The following is a 12,335-nucleotide window of genomic DNA, read 5'->3' as shown; positions in this document are numbered from 1 at the left end:
CTCAATCCATTCGGGTCTAAATCAATAAAGTTTAAAGCTACAAAGTCGCTAACAGCGCTGTTGCTGCGGCAAAATCGGGCTTAGCGGCCAAGATCTGCTGCAGGGTGGCCCGTGCTGCGGCTATGTCGCCCAGTTTAAGCTGAGTTTGTGCAATAGTCATGTCCAGCGACGGGTTGTTAATGGCGCTTTGGCCCGCTTGCATCAGCGTTAGCGCATGCTGCCATGCTTGTGTGGCTTTGGCAGTATTAACGTAGTAATACCCGTACATGCCGAGCAATTCAAGTTGATACTGCGCGGCATCGGCCGCTAACAGCTGCGCTGCCGTAATGTTGCCGTTTAAAAGCTCAGCCACCAGCGCCAGGGTGGCATCATCTTTGTGCGGCGCCATCGGCTGTGGGGTAATGCCCAGCGATTGCAGCAGCGCGTTGGCAGTCGCTACCGTCGAGGCCGGGTTTTGTCCGGTGATCAGCCGGTTATCCACGGCCACATGGCTTAGCATCATTGGGCTGTGCTCAAAGCGGCCGCCGCGCTCAGTCAGCTTGTCTTGCAGCATAAAATCAAATTTGGCCAACCACTTTTTACCAAATAAGCGCTCCTCTTCGTTGGTAAAGCCGTTTACCGCTTTATTGGCCACCAGATAGCTGCCGTCTGCCAATGTAACGTTAACCAGTGCCGCAGGGCCATGACATACCGCGGCCACTGAACCCTGCTGCTGATAAATAGCGGCGATCAGTTGCTGCAGGGCTGCATCTTTTGGTAAATCAAACATGGCGCCTTTGCCACCAACAATAAAAATGCCGTTATAGTCGCTGGCTTTTAGCTGCGCTGTACTATGGGTATTGTGTAACTTCGCCATAATCGCCGCGTCGTTCAGCACCTGTTGATTATAAGGTTTGGCCGCATCGTATTTATCGGCCTCTACAGTGCCGCCTTGCGGGCTGGCAATATCAACGCTAATGCCATGCGCCTGAAAGACTAAATACGCTTTGGCAAATTCATCAAACTCATAGCCCGGCGCTTGTTGCTCTGGCTGGCCATAGCCACTCAGTACCATAATAATACGCTTGCTGTCGGGCGCTGCTGCCATTGCTGTTTGAGTGGCCAGCGCGCAAAGCAGGGTAGCGACAATCAGTATATAAATTTTAAGTTGTTTCATTTTAGTGCTCCTTAACAATAGGGTTGCGCTGCCAGCATGGCAAAGCCGTTGTGAAACGAATGTGAAAAAATGAATGAGAAAAATGGCGGCGCTGTTTTTTGGCCATGGGTTTTACTCCGCCAACAGCTGGCGCACCGAGCCGGACAAATTGTGTTTACTCAGCAACATACCCAATGCCGTCACCAGCGTGACAATAACGGCCAGAGTGCCCAGCAACCAGCCCATATCAGGCTGGTAACTCAGGGAGAACTGCGACTGATAAATCAGTAATCCGGCCAGCCAGGTGGCAACAATGGCGCCACAGGCAGCAATAGCGCCGGTTACCAGCCACTCGATGCAGTTCAGCTGCAGGCAGGTGCGTTTTGACAGGCCAAAACTAAGAATAATGCTGTTCTTTTTCTGCTCTTTGGCTTCAACGGCATGCACCGAAGACAGCATCACAATGGCTGCCAGCAGCATAATTAAGCCGGCAAAGCCGCTGATAAGCCGGGTTACCATGGCAAGGCTGCTGTCAAAGCGCTGGGTTAGCTCTTGCAGCGATACCATGCGTAGCGACGGGTGTTGCTGCCACAGCTGGCCAAGTAACGAGAACTGCTGTGGCTGCAGCTCCAGGCTGGCCATGCTGTAATGCGGCGCGCTGATATGTGCCAGCGCTGCAGGCGGCATTTGCAGCCAGAAGGTAATAGCGCCGGCGCCGTTTTGGTAGGCATGCGAGGCCACAATGCTAAACTCAATATAGTGCCCGGCAATCACCAGCCCTAACTTATCGCCCAGCTGCAGACCAAGGTCGGTCATCACTTCCTGCTCCACCGACAACTGCTGCCAGTTGTCAGCTGCGCTGTGCCACCATTGGCCGTTAACCAGCCGGTTATTGCCGAGCATATCTGCGCTCCAGTGCAGCCGCACCGGGCGGTTAAAGGCTGCCAGACTGTCGCTGGGTTTTTGTATCACGTCAGAGAGCAGGCCGCCGTTGATATGGCTAAGTTGAGCGTAGATAAACGGCTTATGCTGGCGAATGGTCATGTTGTGCTGCGCCGCCCACACCTCAATGTCTGCCATTTGCGCTGCACTTGCCTGCGTTACCAATAGGTTGCCATCATGCGCCCGCTGATGGGCCGCCATATTGTCGCCCAAATCTTTTAGCAGCATCAGGGTAAACAGCAATAAGAAAGCGGCCAGCCCTATGCCTAAAATCTGTGTAGTTTTGCTCAGCAGGCGCTGCTTCATCATATACAGCGCAAACGGCAGCAAACCGGAAAACGGCTGGCTCAGCTTTTCGCCCAGCGACAATGCCAGCCAGCTCAGCGCTAACAGCAGCGCAATGCTTACCAACATCGAGCCGAGCAGCATGCTGGTCAGCAGGCCATTATCTGAGTAATGTGCCGCCACGCCTCCCAATACCAGCAAGGCGCAGCCAAACAGCACGGCGGTACTGATGCTGCGCTGCTGTTGCTGAATTAACTGCCGCACCGAGCATTGCCACAGCGCCAGCCACAACGGTAAGTTGAAGACAAAAAAAATCGTCGCGCTGGCAAACACAGCTTTTGCCGCCAGCACTATGTCGGGCTGCCAGATTAACGTGGCGAAGCTGCCGGCCAGCTCTTGCCCGGCAAAGGCATGCGCCTTTAACCATTGCAGCGCCAAGTAGTGACACAGCGCAGACAGCAGCAGTACCGGCGGTAATAGCAACAGCAGGCCGAACAGCCACTTCAACACAGAAATTTGCAGCACCCTTTGTTTCGATGCACCCAAGCTTAAACACACCGCACTGAAAAACTGCTGTTGCGGCAGTTGCGCCCGGCTAAGCTGCTGCATGGCGATGGCGGCCATAAAAAATAATAATATCGAGGCTAAACCAATAAAGTTTTCGGTACGCTGCCAAAACAAGGCAAGCGGGTGGGCGCCGTGCTTATGGTGCAGCTGCGCCGCTGGCAAATGCGTTTTTTGCCACTGCCGGATAGTAGCGATTTGCTGCGCATTGGCGCCAACCAGATAGCGGTGCTGAATAATATCGTCGGCAGCACGAAACTGCTGCAGATCCTGGCGGTGCAGCAGCGCGCGCATTTCCACGGTGTGGCCCTCCATCAGCCGGTCTGGCTCATGCAGTAAAATGCGCGTTACACTCAGCTGCTGGCCGCCAATACGCAGTTGTTCGCCAATGCGCAGCCCCAAAGCGGCCAGTAAGCGCGAATCAAGCCATATTTCACCAACCGCCGGGCCCTGGCTGCTGGCGCTGTCAGGCCCGCCGGGGAATGCCGCACTGCGCAGTTCACCTTGTAGCGGGTAATCTTCGGCTACAGCTTTTAGCGTTGCCCGTTGCCATTGGTCGTTTTGGGTCAGGGTAGTGGTTAAACTTTGGCTTAGCACGATTTGCTCTGCCATCGAAGCGAGTTCGGTGTATTGGCTGGCCGTTAGCGCAAGCGGTTGGCTTAGCACTAAATCGGCGCCCAGCAGGTTGGCTAAGTTCTGGCCCAGGTAAGCCTGAATGCTGGCGCTGGTCTGGCTTAGCGTAACAATAAACAGTAGCAGAATGCCCTGTACCCAGCTCAGCACGCGCTCTTTGCTGTGCCGCTTTTGCTGCTGATAAAAATGCCAGGCCAGCTGCAGGTTATGCCGTAATTGCTCAGTAGCACGCATCTTGCACCTCACTCTGCGGCTTTGCCAGCACGGCACAGTTGCCATTGTCAAAGGCCAGCACCTGCTGTGCCCGGGCGGCCAGTGGCGGGCTATGGGTTACTATTACCAGCGCCGCACCGTTTTGCCGGCAGCAACTAAATAGCAAATCGGCCACGTCGGCGGCACTTTTGCTATCGAGATTGCCGGTGGGCTCATCGGCAAAAATAAACTTCGGTTGAAATACTAAGGCTCTGGCAATAGCGGCCCGCTGCTGCTCGCCGCCGCTGAGTTGCTGTGGTTTATGGTTAAGCCGATGGCCCAGGCCGACTTTTTCCAGCCAGTCGCTGGCCGTGGCTTCGGCATTTTTTTCGCCGCGTAATTTAAGCGGCAAGGCCACATTGTGCAGCGCGGTCAGCTCCGGCAATAAATGAAACTGCTGAAACACAAAGCCAATGTCTTGTCGCAGCTGCGTCAGCGCCATGCTACGCCCTTGCTGCAGGTAAGCCACCTGGCCGGCACTTGGCGGCTCCAGCCCTGCCATCAGCATTAATAAACTGGATTTACCCGAGCCCGACGGCCCGGTAATGGCATAAGACCGGCCTTGTTCAATGCGCAGGCTCAGCTGCTGAAACAACTGCACCTGATGGCCGTGATGGCTAAAGCTTTGACTGACATTCGTCAGTGCTATGGTACTTAAAGCGGATAGCGACATGCTGTTACCTCTTCAATGGTTTAGTCATCGAAGCGTAACGGCCATGGCGTGAAACAGATGTGAAAACAAACAACTCATTACCGCGGTCAGCTTTGCATGCTGTTGCACAAGCTTGGCTCTTCGTCACTCACAGATTATTCGGATTATTAGGGTCAGAACAAAATTAAACTTCATCTCAATTGGCGCTCTTTAACACGAAGTCGAAATGATGGTTTTATCTTTTGGCGTACATAATGCCAAAAAAATGAATAGCTATCAGCCACCAAATTAACTGTTTAAGGACCATATGGATATCATGAATTCCGGGAAAAACCTGATAAAAAGCGTCTTTGTCTGGTTTTAGCTCAATGCCAAACACGGTAAGGGGGATTTGATAATTGTTAATTAGCGCTAATCCTGTCGCCGCCAAGAGAAAAATACAGGTGTAAAGGCTAAGGTGAGTTAGTTTGATAAATATCGAGTGCTTTTTCGAGGTAGGAGTGACGCGCTCAATACTGGTTTTGCTAAGGTACGGAAAAATGATACGCGCAATGGTGAACAGCAGCAGAGTAATGCCTAAAACAGCATGAAGTTCAACGGCGTCCTGCCTGTGCTCGAGTTGCCCTTTGATATCCCAGTCCACATTATGCAGCTGAGACGATAAATTCAGCAGCATAAAAAGCAACAATAAAGCTGATATCCAATGCAGCGCTCTATCGATAATATACGACTTAGATTTCATTATTATTCCAACCGGGTATAAACACCGTCATGCTAAAGGCGTTTGGTCAGCAAGTAAACATATTGTGAATTAAATAAGGTCTGATAACTAAAATGTCTGACGTCGCGACTTGAATAGCCGCAAGCTGCTGCGGCCTCGGCTATGGGCCTTCCGTTAGGGGTAAACCTCAAAATAGCCGAAAAAGTGAATTTAATGTCATTTCGGTCGGAGTTTTGTTTGCTACAGTAGCCAAAATTAGCTGACGACGAGGATTTTATGCACTGGCTGCGTCAGCGCAGTATGGACACAGAAAAGGTGTTATCTATTTGTACCGGCGCCTATCTGCTGGCGCACAGTGGTTTGGTTGACGGTTTGCCGCTGGCAACACATTGGCGCTTTGCCGCCGATTTACAGACGCGATATCCCAAAGTGCAGGTAAACGCCACCGGGCTCTATGTTAAATCGGGCAAGTTTTACTCGTCCGGCGGCATGACCGCGGGTATCGATTTATGTCTGGCGGTGATTGAACAAGATCTTGGCGTAGCCATTGCTCAGGCGGTCGCGCGGGAGCTGGTGATGTATCTGCGTCGCAGTGGCGATCAGTCACAATATGCCAGTCCGTTAAAAATTCAGCACAGTGGCGAGCAGCGTTTTATCCAATTACAACAATGGCTGCTGGCTAATTTAACTCAACCCTTAACGGTAGCTGATATGGCTGAACAAGTGGCGCTGAGCGAGCGCCAGTTTCGCCGGGTATTTGGCGAGCGGTTTGCCATGGCGCCGGTACAGTATCTGCAGCAACTGCGGCTGGACAAAGCCCGTAGCTTGTTGCTGTGTGACGGTTACAGTCTGCAGCGTATTTGTAGTGAAGTGGGTATCAAGGACCCACGCAGCTTGATCCGGTTGTTTAATACCGCTTTTGGCTGCACTCCAGGCCAGTACAAACAGCGCTTTTGTTAGTGCCTCAATAACCCTAACGCAAAAAGGTTTTACTATGTTCAACAAGTTTCGGATTCTGGTCGTCTTGATGCTGCTAGTTTTTTGCAGCAACCATGCCAGCGATAATGCCACTAGTGTCGTTAAGCAAACCATCACGCTGGGCGATATCACCTTACACTATGAGTTTGCCGATGCGCGAAGCGGGCAGCACTAATAAGTTAAAGTTTGATAATTACTTTCTGGTTTATCACGGTGGCTGGGTTGCTGCCATGGTGTTGGATCATGATATTCGCACGAGAACGGCTAACCGATATAGCCTGAATGATGCAATGCGGATGCTATATCAGCATTATCCCCGCAATAAAAAGCTGTACCGTAGTGAAGATATCGTCACCGTACTAAAAGCCACAAGCGGCCTGGACTATCAGCTGTTTTTTAAACGCTACATTGATGGTATGGAGCCCCTGCCGGTGGCCGGGCACTTCGATCTGGGTAAAGCATTATGGGATTTTGAATTTAACCCGGCAAAACATTATCAGCATGCTAATTTGTATCAGGTTTTGGGAATCACTATTGTTAAGGCTGATCAAGTTAGCCCGCCAGCATAGTTTGTGCAGTATTGTATGGATGTAACGGCTAACAACAGGAGCAAATATGACAGATATCTATATGCAGGCGGCTATCGCCCAGGCGAAAAAAAGTTTAGCTGAGGGCGGTATTCCGATTGGCTCGGTGTTGGTTATTGACGGCAAAATTGTTGGCGCCGGCCATAACCAGCGGGTACAGAAGGGCAGTTGTGTACTGCATGCGGAAATGGATTGCCTGGAAAATGCCGGCCGCTTAACCGCTGCCGATTACCGCCGCGCTGCGCTGTACTCTACCTTGTCGCCCTGTGATATGTGCAGCGGCACCGTATTGCTATATGGCATCCCAAAGGTGGTGATTGGTGAAAACCAAACCTTTCAGGGGCCAGAGGCTTATGTGCAAAGCCGCGGCGTTGCGCTGGAGAACCAGCATAATGCCGAGTGCATTGCGCTGATGCAGGATTTTATCGCCGCCAAGCCGCAGCTGTGGTTTGAAGATATTGGCGAGTAAGAGCCGCCTTCACTGACACTGAACCCGACAAAATTTTTTTACAGCAGTTTGGGACACGTTTGGGCATTCAGCTTTTGTCATAATGTGCCCTCCAATAACCCGGAGGAAACGCATGTCCAATCAACGCAGTTTTGAAGTCGATGTTATTCGTATGGTGGCACTGATAGGCATAGGTATCGTCAATGTGCCCTTTATGGCTATTCCAGTAACCGAGATGTTTAGCACACCGCAAAGCAGCTGGGATCAACTGGCAACTTTGTTTGTTGAGGCCTTTTTTCTGTTGAAGTTTTTTTTACTGTTCTCCTTTATTTTTGGTTGGGGTATGGCGATACAAATGCAGCAGGCAGCTACGAAAGGTTTTAGTTTTACCCAACGCTACCGCCGCAGAATGGTTGGGCTGTTGTTATTAGGGCTGTTGCATGCCACCTTGGTGTTTAGCGGTGACATTCTGGTGTTATACGCCCTTTTTGGCAGTTTACTGTGGTGCTTAAAAGAGGCCGACAGCAAAAAATTACTTAAGATAGCTATGTGGATGCTCCCGCTTAGTGTGGTTTGTCTAAGCGCTATGGTAATTATTTTAGCTGTAGCTCTCGAGGGGGAGATACCGGCACCGGCATATAGCCTGGGCGGTAACTATGCTGAAACGGTACTGTCACGCCTTGACGATTGGCCTGTCACCTTTGTTGCGCTTATTTTTGTGCAAGGTCCGCTGGTTTTCGCTGCTTTTAGTAGCGGCTACGCTGCAGGTAAAAGCCACTTTTTTCAACCTGGCCATAAGGCGTTTACCCAGCTTGAACACGCCATGCCCTGGTTGCTTGTGTTGGGTTTACCGTTGAATATACTCTTTGCGCTGGTGGTCAGGGGGTACTTGCAAACAGACTGGCTGCAATTTCTGGGGTTTATTGGTATTGGCTTAGGTGCCCCTATGCTGTCTGCGGTTTATCTGTATCTGTTGGTTCGTTTAGCGCGGCGGCTAACACATATCCCCAACATTTTATTGCTGGCAGGGCGAAACTCCTTGTCCAGCTATATGCTGCAGGGGGTGTTAGCGGGCTTTGTGTTTGCCGGATATGGCCTGGGTTGGTTCGGACAATTTGGCCAGTTTGCTTTACTGGGTATTGCAATCATCATTGCACTTGCCGCGATGTTGCTGGTCGGTCTGTATGCACAGTTTTTTGGCCGGGGCCCGATGGAGGTTGTGCTGCGAAAGATCAGCGGTGTTTAAGTCAGATACGCCTGAAAGTGCGCGTTAGCAGGCTATCGGCAGCTGAAATAAAAATGTCGCACCTGCTTCGTCGCAATAATCTAATAGTTGCTCTGTTAAAAAGCCGTTTGTATCAATTGTCAGGCCACGCTGCCTGGCAATTTTAAACAGGCCGTCAAATGCAGCGAAGTAGGAGGCGGCACTTTTTAAGGTTATCTCCGCAGATAAAAAGTAACCTTCTTTTAGTAACACGTCATGGCTGTCTTTACTGGCATGCCAATCGCACACTGTTATGTCGATATGTTGCCAGCCACGGTCTAGTTGTTGTATCGGGGTAAGCACGATCAGGTCCTCGCAGCCGGCACCAAATTTTTCCAACAAAAGCTCCCAATCGGCATTGTCCACCGCAACCGTTTTAGCGGTGCGTTGCGTTATCCAAACTAACTCTGCGGGTATGTTCTCGGCCAGGTTTTGCTCCAGTTTCCCCTGGGCAAAAGGTTGGGATAGTTTAGCGACTAACGCTGCAGTTTGCTGAGGTGTGGCGTTATTTGCCATGTGTTTTATCGATTTAGCGGTTAAGCCAAGTGTTCGTTTTACGGCTTTGGCAAAGGCCTGCGACTCAGAGAAACCAGCCTGATGTGCAATTTCAGTAATGGGTCGCTCTGGAAACCTAAGTAACTGCTCTGTCGCAAATTGCAACCTTATCCTGCTTAAATAATGCCCGGGTGTTTCGTGAAACAGCGCTTTAAACTGACGATGAAAATGCGCTGGCGAAATAGCACTTTGCCGGGCAATTTGCTGCCATGTTAGCTGCTGCTCTAAATTCTGCTGCATTGACTGCAGCGCCTGCTCAAAACGTCTTTGCAGATGCTCAGGTAACGATGCCAGTAGTGCTTTTTCAGGAATTAAGCTGTAGTTAGTTTTCAAGGTGTTTCACACTCGAAATTATGCTGGGTATGGTATCAGCTTACACGCCACAGTTTTGATAGTCGTGTTTTTTTATAGCCCAGAGTGGTTAGCTCCATGTGCCAGGTGTGCACTACGTATACTGTGACCAGGGCTTGATGCATATCAAGATTTGAAGCGGCTTAACCCCCTATACTGCACTGCATTGTCAGAGTATAAAACGAGGTCAAGATGCAAGGGTTTAAATGGGATGCCAGGTTAATCAGTAAATACAACATTAATGGCCCGCGTTATACCTCGTATCCAACGGCATTGGCGTTAAGCCCCCAATTTGACCGTACGCACATTCACACCGCGATTACCCAAAGCCCAAATCAACTTAGCTTGTATTTGCATATCCCGTTTTGTCATAAACTTTGTTACTACTGCGGCTGCAATAAAGTGGTTACCCGTCATCAGCATAAAGCCGATACATACCTGGATGCCTTAGCGCAGGAAATGGCGCTGTATCAGCCGCTGCTGCAGGGCAAAAGTATTAATCAGCTGCATTTAGGCGGCGGTACCCCAACCTTTTTAACAGAAGTGCAGCTAAGCCGGCTTATGGCGCTGCTGCAGCAACACTTTACTATTGAAGCTGATGCTGAAATTAGCATTGAAATAGACCCGCGCAGCTGCAGTGACGATAAACTGCGGCATTTGCGCACACTGGGCTTTAACCGGGTCAGCTTTGGGGTGCAGGATTTAGATGAAAAAGTGCAGATTGCCATTAACCGCCTGCAGGATACCGATCTTATCCGCCATCAGGTGCAGTTAAGCCGCGAGCTCGGCTTTAGCTCGATCAATCTGGATTTAATATACGGCCTGCCATTTCAACAACCGGACAGCTTCGCCCAAACGGTTGATGAAATTATCCGTCTTAACCCCGACCGTATATCGTTATTTAGTTACGCACATTTACCTGAGCGTTTTGCTGCTCAGCGCAAAATAAGTGATGCCAGCCTGCCGGATGCGCCGTTAAAGCTTGAATTAATGCAACTTGCCATCAACCGTTTTGTTGCCGCCGGCTATCAGTTTATCGGTATGGACCACTTTGCTAAAGCTGATGACGCCCTGGCCAAAGCGCAGCAAGCCGGTAAGCTACAGCGCAACTTTCAGGGTTATACTACCGCCGGCCAGGATGCGTTAATTGGCCTTGGCGTATCCAGCATCAGCCAGGTAAGTGGTGTGCTGTGGCAAAACAGCAAAGAATTACCTGCTTATTATGCGGCTATCAGTAACGGCCAACTGCCAACCGAGCGCGGTTTTAGCTTAAATAACGATGATAAACTTCGTGCCGCATTGATCAGCCAGCTTATTTGTCACTTTGAGCTGGATGTCGACGCTTTTAGTCAGCAGTGGCAGGTAAGCGGCTTCTGGCAATATTTCGCCGGGGCGTTAGAGCGCTTGCAACCCTTTATGGAAGACGGCCTGGTTGAGGTGTACGCCGGACGAATAAAAGTGACTGACAATGGCAGGCTTTGGGTACGTAGTATCTGCGCCTGTTTTGATGCCTATTTAACTCAGGGCCAGCAGCGCTATTCAAAAGTAGTGTAGTGTTGCGCTGTATTGCGGCAGATCAAAGCAGGCTTGGCTGCGGCCGCTAAAATACCTGCTTTTTACTCGCGACAGAGAAATACATGACTATTCCTGAACTCCTTTGCCCTGCAGGCAGCTTAAAAGCCCTGCGCCTGGCGTTTGCCTACGGTGCCGATGCGGTGTATGCCGGTCAACCACGCTATAGTTTGCGGGTGCGCAATAACGAGTTTGATTTAGCCGCGCTTGAAACCGGTATTAACGAAGCCCATGCGCTGGGTAAAAAGCTGTATGTAGTGGTTAATATTGCGCCGCATAACAGTAAGTTAAAAAGCTTTATTGACGATATGGCGCCAGTAGTGGCGTTAAAGCCTGATGCACTTATTGTATCCGACCCTGGTGTGGTTTATTTGCTAAAACAACATTTTCCACAAATGCCGCTGCACCTGTCGGTACAGGCTAATACTGTTAACTGGGCGGCGGTCAAATTCTGGCAGGCACAGGGCGTTGAGCGGGTAATTTTATCACGCGAGCTGGCGGTGGAAGAAATAGCGGAAATTCGCCGCGAAGTACCCCAGATGGAACTGGAAGTCTTTGTGCACGGTGCGCTCTGTATGGCCTATTCCGGCCGCTGTTTGTTATCAGGCTACATTAACAAGCGCGATCCAAACCAGGGTGCCTGTACTAATAGTTGCCGCTGGCCTTATCAGGTACATGCCGCTGTGGAAGATGAAGTAGGGCAGTTCAAACCAATAAGCACCCCTGCGCTATTGGAAGAGCAAGGCCGCCCCGGCGAGCTGATGGCCATTGATGAAGACTTGCATGGCACTTATATATTAAATTCCAAAGATTTACGGGCTGTTGAGCATGTACCGGCCCTGACCGCGATGGGGGTGCATTCCCTTAAAATAGAAGGCCGTACTAAATCGCCTTATTATGTGGCACGCACTGCTCAGGTGTACCGGCAGGCTATTGATGATGCGGTTGCCGGTAAAACCTTTGACTCTGCTTTATTACATGAACTTGATGGCATGGCCAACCGCGGTTTTACTGAAGGTTTTTTGCGCCGGCATAAACCGCAGGATACCCAAAACTACGCCACCAGCCACAGTGCCGGCGAGCAACTCTTGGTTGGCGAGTTTATTAGCGGCCAGGACAGTAACGGCTTTGCCCTGCTGGAGGTGAAAAACCAGTTTGCGGTGGGCGATAGCCTGCTGCTGATGACGCCAGAGGGCAATCAAAACTTTACCCTGCAAGCACTGCGCGATAAGCAGGATAACGCCATTGTATTGGCGCCTGGCGCTTGTTATCAGCTTAAGGTTAAGTTGCCTGCACAGCACAATCTCAGCTTTGCCATGCTGTTAAAGCAGCTGCCTGCAGAGGCATCAGCAGGCAGTGATCTCGCCATTAATGCGGCAGCTGGGGTGGTGTAATA

Annotated in this window: 11 protein-coding genes and 1 pseudogene; 7 read left to right on the top strand and 5 right to left on the bottom strand. The window is 50.7% G+C overall.

The genetic code is table 11. From position 1 onward, the window contains the following. Positions 1–37 precede the first annotated feature (37 nt). From H141_RS0101885 to H141_RS0101870, 4 genes are all read right to left on the bottom strand, one after another. Positions 38–1,156, bottom strand: coding sequence for a type 1 glutamine amidotransferase domain-containing protein (locus tag H141_RS0101885; protein WP_019674550.1), 1,119 nt, complete (start codon positions 1,154–1,156; stop codon positions 38–40). Between the two features lie 111 nt (positions 1,157–1,267). After that, positions 1,268–3,793, bottom strand: a complete 2,526-nt coding sequence (locus H141_RS0101880; RefSeq protein WP_019674549.1) for an ABC transporter permease — start codon at positions 3,791–3,793, stop codon at positions 1,268–1,270. Then, positions 3,780–4,484 carry an ABC transporter ATP-binding protein gene (locus H141_RS19700; RefSeq protein WP_019674548.1) on the bottom strand — a complete coding sequence of 235 codons (705 nt, stop codon included), beginning with the start codon at positions 4,482–4,484 and terminating at the stop codon, positions 3,780–3,782. Before H141_RS19700 ends, H141_RS0101880 begins: the two co-directional genes overlap by 14 nt. 214 nt (positions 4,485–4,698) lie before the next feature. Beyond that, entirely contained in the window at positions 4,699–5,205 is a 507-nt protein-coding gene (locus tag H141_RS0101870; RefSeq protein WP_019674547.1) for a cytochrome b/b6 domain-containing protein, read from the bottom strand. 243 nt (positions 5,206–5,448) lie between these two features. Here H141_RS0101870 and H141_RS21985 point away from each other — a divergent pair. From H141_RS21985 to H141_RS0101850, 5 genes and pseudogenes are all read left to right on the top strand, one after another. Next, positions 5,449–5,703 (top strand): annotated as a pseudogene (locus H141_RS21985) (DJ-1/PfpI family protein); the annotation flags it as partial. Between the two features lie 57 nt (positions 5,704–5,760). Then, positions 5,761–6,144, top strand: a complete 384-nt coding sequence (locus H141_RS21980) for a helix-turn-helix domain-containing protein (RefSeq protein WP_276202883.1) — start codon at positions 5,761–5,763, stop codon at positions 6,142–6,144. A gap of 92 nt (positions 6,145–6,236) precedes the next feature. Further along, a complete protein-coding gene (locus H141_RS0101860; protein WP_157610676.1) occupies positions 6,237–6,731 on the top strand; it encodes a hypothetical protein in 495 nt (164 codons plus the stop codon). A gap of 46 nt (positions 6,732–6,777) precedes the next feature. Next, a complete protein-coding gene (locus tag H141_RS0101855; protein WP_019674544.1) occupies positions 6,778–7,218 on the top strand; it encodes a nucleoside deaminase in 441 nt (146 codons plus the stop codon). Positions 7,219–7,330: 112 nt separating this feature from the next. Then, on the top strand, positions 7,331–8,443 hold the full coding sequence (locus tag H141_RS0101850) for a DUF418 domain-containing protein (protein WP_019674543.1): 1,113 nt from the start codon (positions 7,331–7,333) through the stop codon (positions 8,441–8,443). A gap of 24 nt (positions 8,444–8,467) precedes the next feature. Here the strand turns inward: H141_RS0101850 and H141_RS0101845 are convergent, their stop codons facing one another. Continuing rightward, positions 8,468–9,349, bottom strand: a complete 882-nt coding sequence (locus H141_RS0101845) for a helix-turn-helix transcriptional regulator (RefSeq protein WP_019674542.1) — start codon at positions 9,347–9,349, stop codon at positions 8,468–8,470. Between the two features lie 210 nt (positions 9,350–9,559). Here H141_RS0101845 and hemN point away from each other — a divergent pair, with 210 nt between their 5' ends. Continuing rightward, positions 9,560–10,921: an oxygen-independent coproporphyrinogen III oxidase gene (hemN, locus tag H141_RS0101840; protein ID WP_019674541.1), complete on the top strand. Its 1,362-nt coding sequence runs from the start codon at positions 9,560–9,562 to the stop codon at positions 10,919–10,921. A gap of 83 nt (positions 10,922–11,004) precedes the next feature. Further along, positions 11,005–12,333 carry a prephenate-dependent tRNA uridine(34) hydroxylase TrhP gene (gene trhP, locus H141_RS0101835; RefSeq protein ID WP_019674540.1) on the top strand — a complete coding sequence of 443 codons (1,329 nt, stop codon included), beginning with the start codon at positions 11,005–11,007 and terminating at the stop codon, positions 12,331–12,333. The last annotated feature ends 2 nt before the right edge of the window (positions 12,334–12,335 follow it).

This window comes from Arsukibacterium perlucidum DSM 18276 (genome assembly GCF_000382165.1).
Classification (GTDB): domain Bacteria; phylum Pseudomonadota; class Gammaproteobacteria; order Enterobacterales; family Alteromonadaceae; genus Alishewanella; species Alishewanella perlucidum.
This window is presented reverse-complemented; position numbering and strand designations above follow the sequence as displayed.